Genomic DNA, 18,454 nt, shown 5'->3' on the forward strand with positions numbered 1-18,454 from the left:
GGATCTGACCATGGCGGAGAGCAAGAAGGCCGGAGCGTTCACCGAGGAAGAGCGCGACGCGATGAAGGAGCGCGCCAAGGAGTCTCGCCGAGCGTCCAAGGGGGCCAGCGGCGAGCGTGATCTCTTGGAGAAGATCGCCGAGATGGACGAGGCAGACCGCACGATCGCCGAGCGTGTCCACGCCATCGTCACCGAGACGGCGCCCGAGCTCGCACCGAAGACCTGGTACGGGCAGCCCGCCTGGGCCAAGGACGGCAAGGTCGTCGTGTTCTTCCAGGCCGCATCGAAGTTCAAGACGCGGTACGCCGCGCTCGGCTTCAGCGAGGACGCGAACCTCGACGACGGCTCGATGTGGCCGACGTCGTTCGCGCTGGCGTCCTTGACGGCCGCGGACGAGAAGCGCATCACCGAGCTGGTGAAGAAGGCCGTCGGCTGACGGGCGCAGCACCTACTGGCTTCGAGCGCGCAGCACCTGTCGGGCGGGGGAGAGGAGGGCCGCGTCGCGGACGTCAGCCGCTGTGGCCTTCACATAGATGCCGGTGGTCTTGAGGTCCTCGTGGCCGAGGAGTGCCTGGACGGCGGGCGCCGGCACGCCGGAGCGGATGAGCCCTTTCGCGTAGGTGTGCCGGAAGCCGTGCGCCGACTCGCCTTCCTGCTTGGGAACCCCGGAGCGTGCGATCCATCCGTCGACCAGGTGCCGGAGGGCACCGCGCGTGAGCGGGACGCCGTCCGTCCTCCGGAGCAGAGGTGAGGCGGCCGGGAGCGTGCCGAGCCGCGCGGTGCGCTCCCGGAGGTACTCCTCGACGAACGTGATCGCCTCCGGTGGCACGGGGACGATGCGCTGCCGGTTCCCCTTGCCGATGACCGACATGACGACCTCGCCACCGGAGTCGCGTCGAAGGGACTGCTCGGAGATGGCGCACAGCTCGGCGGCGCGGACGCCGGTGGTGGACAGGAGGGCGAAGGTGGCGCGCTCCAGGGCCGGCCAGCGGCGCGCGTGAGGCTTGCGCTCCTCCCAGACAGCGTCGGCGAGCCGCTCGAGCTCGTCGTCGTTCCAGCCGGCGGGCAGGCGTACCGGCCGCTCGGGGGCCTCGATGCGCAGCGTCGGGTCGACTCCCAGGTGACCTTCGAGCTGGAGCCAGTGGCACAGCAGGCGCAGTGTGCCGACCCGACGTTGAGTGGTGCTCACCGCTTCCTGGAGGCGGATGACGCGGTACGCGTTCTTGATCTGCGTCTCGGTCAGGTCGTCGACCAGCACGACGGTCAGCGGGGCGGGGTCGTCCGGAGTCGGCTTGTCACCGAGACGCCCGGCCTGGCGGGCGATGACGGTGGCCCACACGACGATGTCGCGGCGGTAGTTCTCGCGTGAGCTCTCGGTCAGGCCGCGGCGGGTGAGGGTTGCACGGTCGATCAGGAACTGGTCGACGACCTCGCTCAGCGGCACACCCATGCACCGCACCGTAGGGCGGCGTCGTCCTCGACCGGGGGTGCCGCGCCGCGGTTACGCGCATAGTGCCGGTCGGCGACCCTGATCAGCTCCGCAGCAGTGGGCAGGCGTCAGAGCTGGCGCCCTGGTCACGATGGGGCGCCCGGGCATGGGCGGGACGAGACCGAACAGACCCGGAAGGCGGTGGCGTCTGGTGGCTTCAGGGCCCGAAGGATCCCAACGACGGGTGGTGATGTTTCTCGCATAGTGCCGCCTATGTGCGCAACAGCACCAATTCTCGTTCGGGAAGGGGCAGTTGCGCGATGACTCTGCACCGTCGCGTAGCGGCATCCCTGCACCGCCCAGCGCGTCGGTCCTTCCGCGGGCGTGGGCCCGGGCCGACGATTCCGCTGTACCGCCATCCACGCGATCCGTTCTGCGCGTCGAGAGCAGCCAGCTGGGACCTCTGGGTCACATCAGCCCGCTGGCACCTATGGGATCCCGGGACTGCGGATCGGCGAGACCGTCCCCGCGAAACCGAGGGGCTCACGTTATGACATTTCCCTCGTCAAGACGCATGACACGGACAGCCTGGTCGCCGTCGTTCTCGCGCGCATCCACCGATCAGGCGGACGCGGCGTCTCGGAGGGTCAGCACGTAGCGCTCCTCCGTCTGCGACTCGTCGCGCGGGACCACCTGCCGCTCGCCGGAGCGCGTGAAGCCGGCCCGGACGAACAGATCGCCCGCAGCGTGGTTACCGTCGAGGAGCCACAACGACACCGTCCGGGCGTCCTGAGCGACCGCCGCCTGGCGCACGGCATCGAGCAGAGCCCAGCCCAGACCGTCGCGCCGAGACTCCGGCGCCACCCACAGGGCCATGACGTGCCGGTCGTCCACCGGCGAGCCGGGCTCCTGCATCATGGTGACGATTCCCCGGCCGACGCCGTTCTCGTCCACCGCGACCCACGTCGTCGACGTCCGCAGACGCATCCGCCAGTGCGACTCGGCGAACCGTTCCTCCCTGGTCAGCGACGCACCGAAGACGTCCGGGTCCTCACGCAGGGCGCGCAATCGCACATCCTGGACGAGCCGCCAGTCGTCCTCGACCACCTGTTGGACAAGCACGCTCACAGGATGCCTCACGTCGGACGTCGGGCGCTCAGGGCTGTTCGCGGGCCGTGGTCTCGCTCGCGGGTGCGCCGCCGTGGCCGGCCGGATCAGGCACCGAGCGTGCGACGTCGGCGATCTCCTCCTCTGGTCGCGGTGGGACGGTCTCGTCGTACTCGAGCGCAGGCACCTCGTGCCCCACGGACTCCGTCACAGCGGTCTCCTTCCGACGCGAACCACCGTACGGGGGGTACGGGTGGTGCGACAGCCCAGCGGACTCACAGGTCGATGCCCTCGCCGGGGTCGAGCGAGATGGGCTCACCCGCGCCGCCCAGCCGGCCGAGCAGCCCGTTCGCCATGCCCTGGCCGATCGCACTCAGCATGGCGTCGTGGACGACCACGATGCGGGCCGGTCCGACGCTGCGCACGTAGTCGACGACCTCGCCCAGCTTCAGCCACGGTGCTCCGAGCGGCGTGCACAGCACGTCGACCTGGGCGCCCTCGGGATCGATGTAGGCGTCGCCCGGGTGGAGCACGCCCTCGACGAGGTAGCCCACGTTGTGGACGCGCGGCACGTCCTGGTGGACCAGGGCATGCCACTCCCCCAGCGCCGCCACGTCGAACCCGCCCGCGGAGAACGTCTCCCCGGCGCGGACCGGATGGACGCGGTCGGCGGGTGCGCCGGCCCCGAGGAGGACGTCGACGACCGACTGCGGTGCCCACACCTGCAACCCGCCCTGGACGGCCTCGACCACGGGCTCTGTGGCGACGTGGTCAGGGTGCTCGTGGGTGACGAGGACCGCTTGCACCCCGTCGAGCGCACTGGGTAGATCCGAGAAGACGCCTGGGTCGATGACGAGGCGGTCACCACCGCGGTCGAGTCGGATGCAGGCGTGTCCCCAGCGGGTCAGGCGGATGCTCATCCGATCAGTCTGTCCTGACCAGCACGAACGCGCGCGGCGTTTCGCTCCCGCCGCATCGCGCGGATACGGTTGCGCACGTGCTGGTGCTCGGGGTGTGCAGTCTCAAGGGTGGCGTGGGCAAGACGTCGATCACCCTCGGCCTGGCGTCGGCGGCCCTCGAACGCGGGCTGCGCACGCTGGTGATCGACATGGACCCGCAGGGCGACAGCACGATGGCGCTCGGCGCACGGCCGCTGGCCGGCGACGTCGCCTCCGTGCTCGATCAGCCGGGTGAGTCGACGATGGCGGCGGCGACGGTCCTGTCCTCCTGGGCGGACGACGGCCTCGACGTCCTGGCCGGCTCCGAGCGGTCGGCCGAGCACGATCGGCTGGACGGCAGCGACGTCGACCGCCTGCGCTACGCGTTGTCGTGGGTGCACGGCTACGACCTCGTGATCATCGACTGCCCACCGTCCCTCGGCGGACTGACCCGCACGGGACTGGCAGCTTGCGACCGCGCCCTCGTGGTCACGGAGCCGGGCCTGTTCGCGGTCATGGCGGTCGGCCGCGCGATGCGCACCATCGACGAGCTCCGTCGCGGTCCCGCTCCCGCGCTCCAGCCGCTCGGCATCGTCGTCAACCGGGTCCGCTCACGCTCGATCGAGCAGGCTTTCCGGCTCGACGAGCTGCAGACGCTCTACGGACCGCTCGTCCTCACTCCGCCGGTGCCGGAGCGCGCGGCGCTCCAACAGGCTCAGGGTGCAGCCCAGCCGGTGCACGCGTGGCCCGGGGCCGCGGCCGCGGAGCTGGCTCGCACGTTCGATGCCCTGCTCGCCCGTGCGATGCGCGCACCCCGGCACTGAGACACCCCGAACATGCCGAGAGCGGCCGCCCGACAGGCAGCCGCTCCTCGAGGTGTGCGGGTCAGCCTGCGGTCCGCGCCTGACGTCGCAGCGCGAGCTCGTCGTGCGCCGACGGCTGGATGACGAGCTCGTCGTCCTCGTCCGCACGTTCGGTCGGCAGCGCGGCGAGGGTGCCCTCGACCTCTCGCCAGACCCGGCCCACCGCGATGCCGAAGACTCCCTGGCCACCCTGGACGAGGTCGATGACCTCGTCCGCGGACGTGCACTCGTAGACGCTCGCACCGTCGGACATCAAGGTGATCTGGGCGAGGTCGTCGACGCCACGCTCGCGCAGGTGGCTCACGGCGGTGCGGATCTGCTGGAGCGAGACACCCGTGTCGAGCAGTCGCTTGACCACCTTCAGCACGAGGATGTCCCGGAAGCTGTACAGCCGCTGCGTGCCCGAGCCGGTGGCGGGACGGATGGACGGCTCGACGAGACCGGTACGCGCCCAGTAGTCGAGCTGGCGGTAGGTGATCCCGGCAGCCCGGCACGCGGTCGGTCCGCGGTAGCCCGTGGCGGTGTCGAGGTCAGGGAGGTCGTCGTCGAACAGCATGCCCTGAGCGCGCTGCGGCACTGCCCCGCCGCTGACGCTCTCGGCGCTCTCGTTGCTGGTCACGAATCCTCCACTCGTCGCGCGCCGGTCGGCGGACATCTCCCCCGGCTGCTTGTCAGACTAGGCCCGTGGGGGTGCAGACGCCATGACGCCCACGGGCGTGTCGCGACGGGCGAGTCTCACCTTCGACCTGAACACGAAGGTTTGCGCCGGATCGCCCCTCAGCACCCCCGAGTCGCTGTCGCCCGGCCCCGTCATCGCCCCTCGCTGCCCCCCTGGTCGTCGGGCTCCACCCCGGTGGTGAAGTCCTCCGGGGTGACCGCGTCGAGGAACCGTCGGAACCGCTCGAGGTCCTGCTCCGACGTGGTGGTCCGCACCTCCACGCCCGCCACCGCGACGACCTCCGCGGAGCACAGGACCGGGCACCCGAACCGCAGGGCCATCGCGATGGCGTCCGACGCGCGTGAGTCCACGCGTGGCCCGGTGCGCAGCACCAGCTCGGCGTGGAAGACTCCGTCTTCGAGGTGGGTGATCTCGACCCGGGTCAGGCCGGAGCCCGTGGCGATCAGCACGTCGCGCAGGAGGTCGTGCGTCATGGGCCGCGGGGGCACGATCCCCGCCTGGGCGGAGGCGATCGCGCTCGCCTCGTTGGGGCCGATGAGGATCGGGACGAGGAGCTCGGAGTCCGGGTCGAGGAGCAGCACGACGATCTCCTCGTCGGCGAGGTGCTGGCGCACGCCGACGATCTCGACCGGAACCAGCTCGGCGTCCTCTCCCATGCAGCCCACGCTACGACGCTGACGCCGATCCGGCGCCCCCCGCGGGCGTGCGAACTGAGACGGGCCTGTTATGGAGTCAGGTCGGCGACAGCCGCACGCACGAGTGCCGTGTGCATCTGCGTGCACAGCTCGCCGACCTCGGCCGCCAGGGTGCTCGCGCGCGCACGGGACGACGCGCTGCGCTGCCCACGCCACGGCGTGACGACCTGCTCCACCAGATCCGCCTGTCGGTCCGCCGACGTGCGGAACTGCCTCAGGTGACGCGCGTCGATGCCGTGCTCGGCGAGCGCGGCGGCGGCAACCACGATCTCTCGGGCCCACAGGTCGAACGACCCGGAGCGGTGCACCCGCAGCACGCCCGCGGTGACGAGCTCGTCGATGAAGCCCACCTCCACGCCGGACTCGCGCGCGAGCACGTCGATCGTCCACCGGGACCCGGGGACCTCACGGACGCCGTCACGCGTCGCGAGGCGCGCCCGCGGCGCCGGCTCGTCCTCCTCACCGGCGTCGAGCGCTGCCAGGCGCTCGCCGATGACCTTCAGCGGCATGTACCGGTCCCGCTGCTGGCGCAGCACGAACCGCAGGCGCTCGATGTCAGCCGGCGAGTACTGCCGGTAGCCGGCCGCGGTCCGCACCGGCTCGACGAGCCCCTGCTCCTCGAGGAAGCGGAGCTTGGAGGTGGTGACGGCCGGGAACTCGATCTGCAGGGAGGCCAGCACGTCGGAGATCCGCATCGAGGCACGGCGTGAGATGCCCCGGGGCCACGGCTCGTGCTCGCCAGCGGGGGTGACCTTCTCCTGCGTCGCGGGCTGGACGCGCTGCGCGCGGGCGCTCGTCACGACGCACCCCCCCTCGGGGAGAGCGTCCGGTACCGGCCGGTCACGCGCCGGCCGCGTCGCGGTGCGGGCTGGGGTGGAAGGTCATGCGGTACTTGCCGATCTGGACCTCGTCACCGGAGCGCAGAACGGACTGGTCGATGCGTGTCCGGTTCACGTAGGTGCCGTTCAGCGACCCGATGTCCCGGACCGCGAACGTCGTCCCCTCACGGACGAACTCCGCGTGCTTGCGCGACACCGTGACGTCGTCGAGGAAGATGTCGGCGGACGTCGATCGGCCTGCGACGGTTCGCTCGGCGTCGAGCAGGAACCGTGCCCCGGCGCTCGGACCACGCTGCATGACCAGGAGGGCCGACGTCGGCGGGAGCGCGTGCACTGCAGCGACCTCGTCCGGAGTCAGACCGACCGGCGCCGTCGCCTCGATCTCGACCGGTTCGATCGCTCCGAAGCTCATTGTCGTGTCGGGTCCGTGGGTTGGACGCCCGACCTGCGGGTCCTCGCCGCTCATGCCACCTCCCGGGCCCGTTCTTCACGTCGACCACCGGCGTTCCTCGGGGTCAGGCACACCCTATGCGGACCAGGCGGGTCAGCGCAGCACGTCCCGCGCCCGGCTGGACGTGATCGCGCTGGTCGGCGGCGCAGATCGGGCTAATCGGTCGCCGGAGGGACCGGCGTCGCGTACACCGGCTCCGGAACGGCGCGCACCGCATCGACCTCGACCAGCTCCAGGCGATCCACGGTTCCCTTGCCGCCGTTGTTCCGCACCTGTGCCATCGCACCGCCGAAGATCTCGAGCGCCGGCGCGATGATGTCCGGGTCGCCGATGGCGATCCACCGGTACGGCGCGGTCAGCTCGACGCCGTCGAGCAGCACGGCGCCGCCTGTCCCTGTGAACGCGCTGCTCGCCGTGATCCGCTGGTCGTTGAGCTGGATCGCCTCCGCCCCCGCGTTGCGCATCTCCTCGAGCATGTTGAGCATCGTCATCGGCTTGATCGACCCGTCCGGCTCCGTGAGGGTGACGATCACCCCGGGCCCCTCGGCCGGCAGGCGACCCGCGAGGATCCCCTGCGTCTCGGCACTGCGCCGCAGGGCGTCCAGAGCGGCCTGGCGGCGGTCCGAGCCGGAGAGCAGGTCGTCCCGCTCTCGTGCGAGGTCGTCCGCCTCGCGCTCGAGCGCGTCCCCCCGGTTCGTGGTCTCGTCGAGGATGCGGACCAGGTCGCCCTGCCGCATCCCGGCGAGGTTCGTCTCGCCGGACTGCCGGACCTGCGCCACGAGCGCGAAGCCGAGGCTCGCGCACAGGACTCCGGCCAGGATCTGCGCACGGGTGGCCCGCGGCTTGAGCGCCCGGCCGAGGACCACCCACCCGCTCGGGGGCTCCTCAGGAGCGGGCTCGCCGACGGGATCGACGCGCTCCGTGACATCGGGCACCTCGGGGGCGAGCGGTGTGTCGTTGAGCGCGTCGAAGATCCTGACGTCCTGGGGAACAGGCTCGGACTCAGGTTCCTCCGGCGCGTCAGTCGGCACCGTGCTCACCTCGTCGCCCTCGGGTTCCCCCGGCACCACCGGAGGCGATCCCACCTCGTCGCGCTCGGGCTCGTCCGGCACGTCTGGCGGCAACGAGCTCAGCTCGTCCGGCTCGGCCTCGTCCGACACGACCGGCGGCAACGAGCTCACCTCGTCGGCGGGCAGCCCGGCGTTCTGCTCCTGTGCGTCGTCCTCTGGCTGGTGCATCGTCACGCCTTGAACAGGTGACGACGGATCGACGCGGCGTTGGAGAAGATCCGGATGCCGAGCACCACGACGACAGCGGTCGACAGCTGCGTGCCGACACCCAGCTGGTCGCCGAGGAACACGATCAAGGCCGCGACCACGACGTTGGACAGGAACGAGATGAGGAAGACCCGGTCGTCGAAGATCCCGTCGAGCATGGCGCGCAGGCCGCCGAACAGGGCGTCGAGGGCGGCCACGACGGCGATCGGGAGGTAGGGCTGGAGCTCCAGCGGCACGGTGGGCTGCAGGAGCAGGCCTCCGACGACGCCGATGACCAGACCGATGACTGCGATCACGTGCCGTCCCTCCCTGTCGGACCAGCAGACCCTGTCACACCGGCTCCGTCCGGTGCACCTTCAGCGCTCGGCGACGGCGCCGGTACGACGGACTCCGCGGGCACACGGGCCGCATACATCGTGACCAGACCCGTGCCGGGCAGCTCGAGCTTGCTCTGTGACGTCAGCTGGACGCCGATCCCCCAGTTCGTGCGCAACGTCGCCAGGTGCTGCCCGGCGCTGGCGCGGGCCACCTCGGTCTGCATGCCGACGGGGTCGCCGACCGCCTCCACGGTGTACGGGCTGTTGAGGGGGACGAGGTCGACCAGCACCGCGTCGCCCGCGCTCCGGATAGCGGTCGTCGCGGTGAGCCGCTGCCCGTTCACCGCGATCGCCTCCGCCCCTGCCGCCCACAGTCCGTTCACGACGACCTGCAGGTCGACGTCCTGCACCCGGAGCGACGGATCCACGACGTCCGGGTCGTCGGAGGGTGCGTCGGTGAGGACGAGGCGCAGGCCGCTCCCGGTGACGGGCATGACGCCGGCCTGGACCGCATCGGCGTCGATCTGGTCACGCACCGGCTGGCCCTCGTCACCGAGGAGGTCCTCCTGCAAGGTGGCGATCTCGTCGGTCATCGTCGTGATGTCCGCCTGGATCGCGTCCGCCTCCGCGCTGCGCTGCTCGATCTGCGACTCCAGCAGCGCACGTGCCTCCAGGACGGAGCTGGCCGGCTGGCGCAGCGCGAGCGTGGCGGCGGTCGCACCGAGACCGAGTCCCACCGCCAGAGCCACCAGGCCGGCTGTCGACCGGCGGGTCCGTCGTGGCTCCGACCCGGCGGCGCGACGGGCCGCGGCCTCGGCGTACCCGGCGTCGAGCGGGCGTCGGTAGAACTCATTGAGGAGCGTCATCGACGCGTCCGGGCTGCGGGGCGCCTCGCCGGACCCGTGCCGCGGGCTCATGGCGTGTCCGCCGACTCGCGCAGGAGGTGACGTGCCTGTGTGAGGTACACGGCGGCGGAGAACCAGTACAGCGCCACGCCCCACAACGCGCAGGCCCAGCCGAGGACGCCGGCGACACCGCCGACCCACGAATCCCACTGTGCGAGGAGGAGCAGCGGGAACGCGTAGAGCAGCGCAAACGTGCCAGCCTTGCCCGCGAGGTGCACCTGGAGCGGTGCGTATCCCGCCCGCGCCAGGACGATGAGCATGATCGCAAGGACCACGTCGCGCAGCCCCAGGACCGCGAGCAGCCACCACGGCACGACGCCGCTCCACGCCAGGGCCACGAGAGTCACGATGATGAAAAGGCGGTCCGCAGCCGGGTCGAGCAGCTGACCGAGCCGTGAGACCTGGCCGAGCCGGCGGGCGAGCACGCCGTCCAGCCAGTCGCTCGCACCGGAGACGGCGAGCACAGCGACCGCCCAGCCGTCATGACCGCGCACGATCAGCAGCGCGAACACAGGGACGAGAAGGAGCCGCACGAGGCTGATGATGTTGGGGACGGTCAGCACGCGCGTGGAGACGACGTCGTTGCTCGCCACTGCCTCCCCCGTCCCCGTCTCGTCCTGGCGGCGTCGATCCTATGCGGCCGCGGACGCGTCTCGGACGCGGCGTGCCTTGGCTCCGGCACCCGCCCCGTGGTGCGAGAGTTCTGAGATGGTCCACCGCAACGATCCCGATGTCATCGCCCGCCTGCTGACGGTCCCGGGACGGTGGGCCATCGTCGGCCTGTCGACCAACACGTCACGCGCGGCCTACGGCGTCGCCGCGTACGTCCAGTCGCTGGGGCACGAGATCGTGCCCGTGCACCCGCAGGCACCGACCGTGCACGGAGCGGCCGGCGTGCGCTCGCTCGCCGACGTGGACGGTCCGGTGGACGTGGTGGACGTCTTCGTCAACAGCGCGCTGTGCGGCGACGTGGTCGACCAGGCCATCGCAATGGGTGCCCGCGCGGTCTGGCTCCAGCTCGGGGTGGTGGACGAGGCTGCGGCCGAGCGTGCACGCGCCGCCGGGCTCGACGTCGTGATGGACGCGTGCCCCGCGATCGAGGGCCCCCGCCGGGGCCTGTGACGTTGTGCGCGACGTCACCTGCTGCATTAATGCCGCCATCGACGTCCGACCGGTAGACTCCTTCACGAATCTGGAGTTCGTCGCGTCCCCCTTCGAGGCGTGGCCACCACCGCTGAGCCGGTCGGGGCCCGCCTCGCGTCGTGTGGTCTAGGCATCGCGTGAGCGGTTGCCGCTGGGTGGTCCGGGGCTGCGACCCGCTGTTCGCCGACCCGGTGCACGGTTCAGGGCTCCGCCCCGCGATGATCGGTTCCCCATTTCATGAGCTCTGCCCTGTCCTCTGCGCCTTCTGCGCCTGCGCAGCCTTCTCAGCCCCCTCAGATTCCCGCTGACGCCACCTTCTCCGACCTCGGCCTGCCGCCGGCCCTCGAGGCCGCGATCTCCGACCTCGGCTTCACCGTGCCGTCCGCCATCCAGTCCCAGGCCGTCCCCGCGCTGCTGAGCGGCCGTGACATCGTCGGCGTCGCCCAGACCGGCACCGGCAAGACCGCCGCCTTCGGCCTGCCGCTCCTGGCAGCGATCGACTACGACCTGCCGGCCGTCCAGGCGGTCGTGCTGACCCCGACGCGCGAGCTGGCGATGCAGGTCGCCGACGCCATCCAGTCGTTCGCGACGCATCTCCCCGGCCTGAACGTCCTCGCGGTGTACGGCGGGTCGCCGTTCCTCCCGCAGCAGCGCGCGCTGGCCCGCGGTGCGCAGGTCGTCGTCGGCACCCCCGGCCGCGTCCTCGACCACCTCGACCGCCGCACGCTGAAGATGGACAACGTCCGCTTCCTCGTGCTCGACGAGGCAGACGAGATGCTGCGCATGGGCTTCGCGGAGGACGTCGACAAGGTGCTCTCCGCAGCCCCCCGCGAGCGGCAGGTCGCCCTGTTCTCCGCCACGATGCCGCCGCAGATCCGCCGGGTCGCCGAGCAGCACCTCAACCGCCCGGTGGAGATCACCGTCTCGCGTCAGGCGTCCACGGTGACGAGCGTCCGGCAGACCTACGCCGTCGTCCCGCACCGACACAAGACCGGCGCGCTCGCCCGCGTGCTCGCCGTGTCGCCCGCTGACGCGGCGATCGTCTTCGTCCGGACCCGTGGTGCGGCCGAAGAGGTCGGCAGCGCGTTGATCGAGCGCGGCATCTCCGCGGCGTACATCTCCGGGGACGTCGCCCAGACCGAGCGCGAGAAGATCGTCGACCGGCTGCGCACGGGGGCCCTCGACGTCCTCGTCGCCACCGACGTCGCCGCGCGCGGGCTCGACGTCGACCGGATCGGGCTCGTCGTCAACTTCGACGTGCCCCGCGAGCCGGAGACGTACGTGCACCGCATCGGCCGCACGGGCCGTGCCGGACGCGAGGGCGAGGCTCTGTCGTTCGTCACACCGTCCGAGCAGTCGCGCCTCCGCCAGATCGAGCGCACCACGCGTCAGTCGCTCATCCAGGTCGAGATCCCCTCGCCCGCCGAGGTGTCCGCCCACCGGGTGCAGACCCTGCTGGCACGGACCGCGGCGCGCACCGAGCTCGACCGCCTGGACCTGTACCGCGAGGCCATCGCGGTTCACCTCGCCCAGAACCCGGACGTCGACCCCTTCGAGCTGCTCGCCGTCGTGACCGCGCTCGCCGTCGGTGACGAGGGCCCTGTGGCCGTCCAGCACGGCGACGACCTCGACGACGCGCTCTCCCGCGCCCACCTGACCGGCGGCAGCGACCGTGGCAACGACCGCTCCGACCGGCCCGAGCGCGGCGAGCGTCGTCGTTCCGACACGCACATCGCCGGCGGCTCGCCCCGGTGGCGCGTCGCCGTCGGTCACCGAGACGGCCTCCAGCCGGGGGCCCTCGTGGGTGCGCTCACGGGTGAGGGCGGGCTGACCGGCAAGGACGTCGGCAAGATCGACATCTACGGCAGCTTCGCGCTCGTCGACATCCCCGCCGGGCTCTCCGCCGACGTGATCGACCGGCTCGCCCGCACGCGCGTCGCCGGTCGGCCGCTGCGCATCCGTCTCGACTCGGGCCCGCGCCCGGGGCACGGCGCCTCACGCCCGACGCACGGTCCGGCACGCGGCCGCAGCTGACCGCACGACCACGCCCCTGTCTCCCGTCACCGGGAGGCAGGGGCGTCGTGCTGCCCCGGCTCCGGCTACCGCACCACGGAGCCGGAGCGTCCGTGCCGGGACGCGCCGCGCAGCAGGGTGATGTCCGCCTCGCGCAGCACCTCGCCCACGTCCCGGAACCCGCGGATGCTGCCGAGGACTCCGATGGCGAGCCGCGAACCGAGCTCCTGACGCAGCTGGTCCAGCAGGAGCGAGAGCCGGGCGGGCACCCCACCAGGGCCGACGTCGTCCAGCAGCACCACGAAGTCGTCCTCCGCGATGCGCGCGGGCGTGTCCCCCTCGCGCAGCGGCCGACGCAGACGTCGGACCAGCTCCCGATGCAGGTCGAGGCGTGCGTCGTCGTCCGGACCGGGTCGTCCCTGCGTGGGGATCGAGGGACCGTCGAGCACCCGGACGAGGGCGAGCGCGCAGTCGTAGCCGGGTGACCGTCGGGTGCGCAGCACGGCAGCACCCAGCCTGTCGAGGAACAGCAGCCGGTTGACCAGGCCTGTCTCGGGATCCCGCAGAGCGTCGCGCTGCAGGGCGATCTCCTGCTCCTTACGCTCCGTGACGTCCACCAACGCACCCACCAGGCGAGCCGGACAGCCGGCGTCGTCCAGAACGGTCACGGCACGACACAGCATCCACCGGTAGTCGCCGGACGACGTCCGGACGCGGTGCTCGAGCTCGAGCGGTGAGCCGGCACCGGCCAGCTGCGAGGCGATCGACGCGGAGAGCTCGTCCCGGTCGGCCGGGTGCACGCGTTCGAGCCACTCCCCCGGCGAGTCGCCGATCACGGCGTCGTCGTAGCCCAGCGTCTGCTTCCAGCGAGGCGAGTAGTACACCGTGCCGGCCGAGACGTCCCAGTCCCACGTGCCGTCGTGCGCGGCCATGGAGGCGAGTGCGTAGCGCTCCTCGCTCGCCCGCACCGTGTCCGCCAGGGACCGCTCACGGGCGGCCGCCTGCTCCAGCGCGCGCCGCTGCTCCCGCAGGTTGGCGAGCAGCCGCTCCTGGTCCAGAGCGACCGCCAGCAGGGCAGCCCAGTGGTTGAACCGGTCCCGGGCGCTCGTCGCCCGCGTCTCCACTGTGCCGTCGATGGCGAGCAGCCCCCAGTCGCTCCCGCCGAAGGTCACCGGGACGACGAAGGTCAGCTCGTTCGACCCGACCGTGCCGGCGCGCGTCAGCGCCGCCGGAGGGAACTGGCTGGCTGTCGTCCGTGCGCCGACCAGGCGCGACAGGGTGCCCGACGTGTCGTGCACGCCGACGACCTCCATCTCGCGGTCCCCGGGTCCCCGGTCGGCCCCGAGCCACAGCCCGAGACAGGCGTGACCTCGGACGCCCCGCGGGAGCCATCCCAGGGCGCGCGGGCTGGCGCCGTCGCCCCGCAGGAGGTCCATGTCGACCTCGTACTGGTCGACGATCGTGCGCTCGAGCTGCCCGCTGCGGGCCAGCATGGCGCGGGTGCAGCCCTTGGTCAGAGCGAGGAGCACCTCCGTGACGGCACGCCGGACCGCCGTCTCGTGCTCCGGACGCGAGAGCGCTTCCACCACATCGGACTCCACCCCTCGCAGGCAGAGGACGAGCTGTTCGAGCGCCTCCGGGTGCGGTTGCATCGCGGACGTGACGTCGGCGAGGCGAGCCAGCGTGGCGGCACCGGGAACAGACCCGCGCTCCGCTGCCGTCTCGATCGGCTCCACCACGGCGTGCCACCACGTCTCGCGTGGCGCCACCCCGCTGCGTCGTGCTCCGCCCAGGCCCGACGGACCGATGAAGGCCGTCCCGGCCAGGGCTCGCAGGACCTGGTACCCGCTGCGGCTGCCCGCTCCGGACCCCGTGGCCGGCGCCGACCGGGCGGACTCCGTGCACCCGCAGGACTCGCGCAGGACGAGGGTCGACGGGGCACGGTACTCACCGCCGGGGACGTCCTCACCGCGCATCCGGGACAGCAGCAGGGACACCGCCGTCTCGCCGACCCGGTCGTAGTGCGCGTCCACCGTGGACAGCCGGGGCGTCACGCGTGCGCCGGAGTCGGCGTGGTCGAACCCGATCACCGCCTGGTCGCGCGGGAGCACCATGCCGGCGGCCCGCAGCGCTCGCTGGAAGCCGATCGCGTTCCGGTCCGTCGCCGCGATCACCGCCGTCGTCGGGGACCCGCTCGACAGCAGCTTGGCAGCGGCGTCCGCGCCGCCCTGCTCGTGGTTGTCCGACGCCTCGTAGATCCAGCCGTCCGGCGGCTCGATGCCGTGGTCGGCGAGCGTCGCGCGGTAGGCGGCGAACCGTTCACGCATGTCCCGCTGCGTCAGGCAGCCGACGAAGCCGATCGCCGTGTGCCCGTGCCCGAGCAGGTGCTCGACGGCCGCGCGCACGCCGCCCAGGTTGTCGGGCAGGACGACAGCGTCGTCGCCGGACTGCGGCTCCTCGCTCACGAGCACGAGGGGCAGACCCCACTGCTGCACGGAGGCGAGCCGGTCGCTGCGAAGCGCCTTGCCGACCACGACGAGCCCGTCGACGGCACCGAGGGCCACGGGCGCGTCGAGGATCGACTCGTCCGGGTACCGCTCCCTGTCGAGCCCTGCCGGGTATGTCTGCACGGCGACCACGCGATGCCCTGCGGCCCGTGCCGCTCGTGCCACCCCAGCGATCAGGGCCCCGAAGTAGAAACCGCCTACCACCGGCGAGAGCACACCGATCGTTCTTCTCGCCGTCGGTGAGACCGGCCCACGCCGCACTGTTCCCATGACCCCACATCCCTCGCCCACGTCGTCGGAGCCGAGATGATGCATTTCAGCCGCATCGGGCGTCAGACTAGGCGATCGTGGTCACACCTGCATATGACTCCGGAGCACCCGGCTCTTCCGCGTCGCCTTCGACGCCGTCGTCCGGGCCGTCCTCCCCCGCCTCTTCCCCGACGCCGGCACCGGCGCCGGCGCGCCGTCCGACGATCACCGACGTGGCCCGTGCCGCGGGCGTCTCGATCGCGGTCGTGTCCTACGCGCTCAACGGCCGGCCGGGCGTCTCCGCGGCGACCCGCGAACGCGTCCTGCGCGTCGCGGACGAGTTCGGCTGGCGCCCCAGCGCTGCCGCCAGGTCCATGCGCACGGGGCCGCGCGCCATCGGTCTGGTGTTCGATCGCGGTGCCGCCGGACCGGTGGCCCAGGCGACCGGCGTGCTCGAGTTCATCATCTCGTTGCAGGAGGTGCTGGCGACCCGGAACCTGGCTCTGGTGCTCCAGCTCGTCGACGGACCGGAGGCCGCCGTCGCCCTGTACAGCGAGTGGTGGGCCGAGCGCCGGTTCGACGTCATGGTCGTCACGGACGTGCTCGCGGAAGATCCGCGGATCGACGCGCTGCGACGTCTCCGCGCCCCCGCGGTGATCGTCAGTGCAGGTCAGAGCGATGTGGACCTCGCCTCGGTGAGCCTCGACAATGCCGAGGCGTTCGTCCGCGTCGGGCGTTACCTGCTCGAGCTGGGGCATCGGCACGTGGCTCTCGTCAGCGGTCCGAAGGAGCTCGTGCGGACCCGGGAACGCGTCGCGGCCCTCGCGAGCGTGCTCGACGCGGCGAGCGGCGTGCTGGTCCACGAGGCCACCGGGGGCACCGCCGAGGAGGCCGCGGTGGCGACCAGACGGTTGCTGACGAGCGGGCGCGCACCCACCGCGATCGTCTACGACTCGGACCAGATGGCGGTCGCGGCACTCGACGTCGCGCGGCGGACGGGCCTCACCGTGCCGTGGGACCTGTCGGTGATCGCGGGCTCGGACTCGGCCCTCTGCCGGCTCGCCACACCGTCGATCACGACCCTCCCCTCGGCCCAGCGCGAGCTGGGGACAGCCACCGGGGAGGCCGTCCTGGCGGTGCTCGACGGCGACCTGCGCGCCCGCCGGGAGCTGCAGATCGGAGGTCTCGCCGTGCGCGGGAGCACCGGACCGCGCTCAAGATGAGAACGCTCTCATGCGCATCACGTTTTGATAACGGAGACAACTTAAACGTTTCGTCCCGTCCCGCCCGGAAAGTCCGCATGGTGATCTACGACCAGTCGCCGTGGACTTTCCCGGCCGACATGCGCCCGGACGGGACGGCCGACCGGGAGCGCCGAACGACACCCGGAGGACTACGTGTCCACACACGGCAAGAAAGCGGTGAAGCAGCGCCTGCGCGTCGCGACGACCGCAGCAGCAGCGATGGCGCTGCTCGCAGCCCCCCTGTGCATCACCACCAGCGCGAGCGCCGCCGAGGCGCACGTCGACAACCCCTATGCAGGTGCGACCCAGTACGTGAACCCCACCTACGCGGCAGCGGTTGAGAGCGCTGCCACACGTGCCGGCGACGCCAGCCTGGCCGCGAAGATGCGGACGGTGGCCAAGCAGCCGACCGCCGTCTGGATGGACCGCATCAGCGCCATCACCGGCAACGCCGACGGCAACGGCCTGAAGTTCCACCTGGACAACGCGCTTGCCCAGAAGGGCTCCGGCCCGATCGTCTTCAACATCGTCATCTACGACCTGCCCGGCCGCGACTGCTACGCCCTCGCGTCCAACGGTGAGCTTCCCGCCACCGACGCCGGCCTCGCCCGGTACAAGACGGAGTACATCGACGAGATCGCCAAGCTGCTCAGCGATCCCAAGTACGCGGACATCCGCATCTCGGCGACGATCGAGCCGGACTCGCTGCCGAACCTCGTGACGAACATCGGCGAGCCCCTGTGCCAGCAGGCGGCGCCGTACTACAAGGCCGGCGTGAAGTACGCGCTCGACAAGCTCCACGCCATCCCCAACGTCTACAACTACATCGACATCGGCCACTCGGGCTGGCTCGGCTGGGACAGCAACGCCGGTCCCGCCGCCACGCTGTTCGCCGACGTGGCGAAGTCCACCACCGCCGGGTTCGCGTCGGTCGACGGCTTCGTCAGCGACGTCGCCAACACGACGCCGCTCAACGAGCCGTACCTGCCGGACTCCACGATCTCGGTCGGTGGCACGCCGATCCGCTCGAGCTCGTTCTACGAGTGGAACTTCGACTTCGACGAGATCGACTTCACGGCGCACATGCACCGCCTGCTCGTCGGCGCCGGGTTCCCGTCCTCGCTCGGGATGCTCGTCGACACCTCTCGCAACGGCTGGGGCGGCGCTGCCCGTCCGACCGCGGTGTCGACCAGCACCAACCACAACACCTACGTGAACGAGTCCCGCGTGGACAAGCGCGCCCACCGTGGCGCGTGGTGCAACCCGCTGGGTGCGGGCATCGGCGAGCTCCCGCAGTCGTCGCCCTCCGGCTACACCGCCTCGCACCTGGACGCCTTCGTCTGGATCAAGCCTCCGGGTGAGTCCGACGGTGCGTCGTCGGAGATCGCGAACGACCAGGGCAAGCGGTTCGACCGCATGTGCGACCCGACCTTCGTGTCGCCCAAGCTGGCCAACCAGCTGACCGGCGCCACGCCGAACGCGCCGCTCGCCGGACAGTGGTTCGAGGACCAGTTCAAGACCCTCGTCGCCAACGCCTACCCGGTCATCGCCGGCGGCGGCACCACTCCTCCCCCGGTCGACACCACGCCGCCCTCGGCTCCGACTGCCCTGACGGCGGGCACCGCCACGACGACGGCGGTCCCGCTGTCCTGGACCGCGTCCACCGACAACGTGGCCGTCACCGGTTACGACGTCTACCGCGGCACCACGCTGGTGGGCACGACCACCTCGACGAGCTACACCGTGACCGGCCTSACCGCCGGCACCGCGTACTCGTTCACGGTCAAGGCCAAGGACG

At 71.6% G+C, this 18,454-nt stretch carries 19 protein-coding genes; 6 read left to right on the forward strand and 13 right to left on the reverse strand.

The genetic code is table 11. The features are described from left to right. Nucleotides 1–10: 10 nt before the first annotated feature. Entirely contained in the window at nucleotides 11–436 is a 426-nt protein-coding gene (locus ASG23_RS16985; protein WP_056027507.1) for an iron chaperone, read from the forward strand. Between the two features lie 12 nt (nucleotides 437–448). On the opposite strand, the gene ASG23_RS16990 is transcribed toward ASG23_RS16985, so the two are convergent. The 4 genes from ASG23_RS16990 to ASG23_RS17000 form a co-directional block, all read right to left on the reverse strand. Further along, nucleotides 449–1,450 (reverse strand): tyrosine-type recombinase/integrase, encoded by a 1,002-nt coding sequence (locus ASG23_RS16990; RefSeq protein WP_056027509.1) that lies wholly within the window; start codon nucleotides 1,448–1,450, stop codon nucleotides 449–451. A 600-nt stretch (nucleotides 1,451–2,050) separates the two neighbouring features. Continuing rightward, a complete protein-coding gene (locus ASG23_RS16995) occupies nucleotides 2,051–2,551 on the reverse strand; it encodes a GNAT family N-acetyltransferase (protein WP_056028523.1) in 501 nt (166 codons plus the stop codon). A gap of 34 nt (nucleotides 2,552–2,585) precedes the next feature. Beyond that, the gene (locus tag ASG23_RS20035) at nucleotides 2,586–2,747 is read right to left on the reverse strand and encodes a hypothetical protein (protein ID WP_157465720.1); all 162 of its coding nucleotides are present in this window, start codon (nucleotides 2,745–2,747) and stop codon (nucleotides 2,586–2,588) included. A gap of 64 nt (nucleotides 2,748–2,811) precedes the next feature. Then, on the reverse strand, nucleotides 2,812–3,456 hold the full coding sequence (locus ASG23_RS17000) for an MBL fold metallo-hydrolase (protein WP_235521199.1): 645 nt from the start codon (nucleotides 3,454–3,456) through the stop codon (nucleotides 2,812–2,814). Between the two features lie 77 nt (nucleotides 3,457–3,533). Here ASG23_RS17000 and ASG23_RS17005 point away from each other — a divergent pair, with 77 nt between their 5' ends. Further along, complete coding sequence (locus ASG23_RS17005; RefSeq protein WP_056027511.1) at nucleotides 3,534–4,298, forward strand: ParA family protein; 765 nt, start codon at nucleotides 3,534–3,536, stop codon at nucleotides 4,296–4,298. Nucleotides 4,299–4,359: 61 nt separating this feature from the next. On the opposite strand, the gene ASG23_RS17010 is transcribed toward ASG23_RS17005, so the two are convergent. From ASG23_RS17010 to ASG23_RS17045, 8 genes are all read right to left on the reverse strand, one after another. Further along, on the reverse strand, nucleotides 4,360–4,956 hold the full coding sequence (locus ASG23_RS17010; RefSeq protein WP_056027513.1) for a MerR family transcriptional regulator: 597 nt from the start codon (nucleotides 4,954–4,956) through the stop codon (nucleotides 4,360–4,362). Nucleotides 4,957–5,147: 191 nt separating this feature from the next. After that, nucleotides 5,148–5,672: a bifunctional nuclease family protein gene (locus ASG23_RS17015; protein WP_056027515.1), complete on the reverse strand. Its 525-nt coding sequence runs from the start codon at nucleotides 5,670–5,672 to the stop codon at nucleotides 5,148–5,150. A gap of 68 nt (nucleotides 5,673–5,740) precedes the next feature. Further along, nucleotides 5,741–6,511 carry a transcriptional regulator FtsR gene (gene ftsR, locus ASG23_RS17020; protein WP_056027517.1) on the reverse strand — a complete coding sequence of 257 codons (771 nt, stop codon included), beginning with the start codon at nucleotides 6,509–6,511 and terminating at the stop codon, nucleotides 5,741–5,743. Nucleotides 6,512–6,551: 40 nt separating this feature from the next. After that, a complete protein-coding gene (locus ASG23_RS17025; RefSeq protein WP_056027518.1) occupies nucleotides 6,552–7,016 on the reverse strand; it encodes an FHA domain-containing protein in 465 nt (154 codons plus the stop codon). A 140-nt stretch (nucleotides 7,017–7,156) separates the two neighbouring features. Continuing rightward, nucleotides 7,157–8,239, reverse strand: coding sequence for a DUF881 domain-containing protein (locus ASG23_RS17030; RefSeq protein WP_157465721.1), 1,083 nt, complete (start codon nucleotides 8,237–8,239; stop codon nucleotides 7,157–7,159). A 2-nt stretch (nucleotides 8,240–8,241) separates the two neighbouring features. Next, entirely contained in the window at nucleotides 8,242–8,574 is a 333-nt protein-coding gene (locus ASG23_RS17035) for a small basic family protein (protein ID WP_056027523.1), read from the reverse strand. Then, nucleotides 8,571–9,512 carry a DUF881 domain-containing protein gene (locus ASG23_RS17040; protein ID WP_056027524.1) on the reverse strand — a complete coding sequence of 314 codons (942 nt, stop codon included), beginning with the start codon at nucleotides 9,510–9,512 and terminating at the stop codon, nucleotides 8,571–8,573. Before ASG23_RS17040 ends, ASG23_RS17035 begins: the two co-directional genes overlap by 4 nt. After that, nucleotides 9,509–10,093 carry a CDP-alcohol phosphatidyltransferase family protein gene (locus ASG23_RS17045; protein ID WP_056027526.1) on the reverse strand — a complete coding sequence of 195 codons (585 nt, stop codon included), beginning with the start codon at nucleotides 10,091–10,093 and terminating at the stop codon, nucleotides 9,509–9,511. The genes ASG23_RS17040 and ASG23_RS17045 overlap by 4 nt, the downstream gene beginning before the upstream one ends. A gap of 115 nt (nucleotides 10,094–10,208) precedes the next feature. Between ASG23_RS17045 and ASG23_RS17050 the strand changes: the two genes are divergently transcribed. Both ASG23_RS17050 and ASG23_RS17055 read left to right on the forward strand, forming a co-directional pair. After that, nucleotides 10,209–10,622, forward strand: coding sequence for a CoA-binding protein (locus tag ASG23_RS17050; RefSeq protein WP_056027528.1), 414 nt, complete (start codon nucleotides 10,209–10,211; stop codon nucleotides 10,620–10,622). A 258-nt stretch (nucleotides 10,623–10,880) separates the two neighbouring features. Then, nucleotides 10,881–12,677, forward strand: a complete 1,797-nt coding sequence (locus tag ASG23_RS17055) for a DEAD/DEAH box helicase (RefSeq protein ID WP_056027530.1) — start codon at nucleotides 10,881–10,883, stop codon at nucleotides 12,675–12,677. Between the two features lie 65 nt (nucleotides 12,678–12,742). On the opposite strand, the gene ASG23_RS17060 is transcribed toward ASG23_RS17055, so the two are convergent. Beyond that, nucleotides 12,743–15,478, reverse strand: a complete 2,736-nt coding sequence (locus tag ASG23_RS17060) for a substrate-binding domain-containing protein (RefSeq protein ID WP_327019479.1) — start codon at nucleotides 15,476–15,478, stop codon at nucleotides 12,743–12,745. A 167-nt stretch (nucleotides 15,479–15,645) separates the two neighbouring features. On the opposite strand from ASG23_RS17060, the gene ASG23_RS17065 reads away from it, so the two are divergent. Beyond that, complete coding sequence (locus tag ASG23_RS17065) at nucleotides 15,646–16,635, forward strand: LacI family DNA-binding transcriptional regulator (protein WP_235521202.1); 990 nt, start codon at nucleotides 15,646–15,648, stop codon at nucleotides 16,633–16,635. Between the two features lie 174 nt (nucleotides 16,636–16,809). Further along, the coding region (locus tag ASG23_RS17070; protein ID WP_442856825.1) for a glycoside hydrolase family 6 protein at nucleotides 16,810–18,454 on the forward strand (1,645 nt) is incomplete at its 3' end.

Origin of the sequence: Cellulomonas sp. Leaf395 (genome assembly GCF_001424125.1) — a bacterium.
Taxonomy (GTDB): Bacteria; Actinomycetota; Actinomycetes; order Actinomycetales; family Cellulomonadaceae; genus Cellulomonas.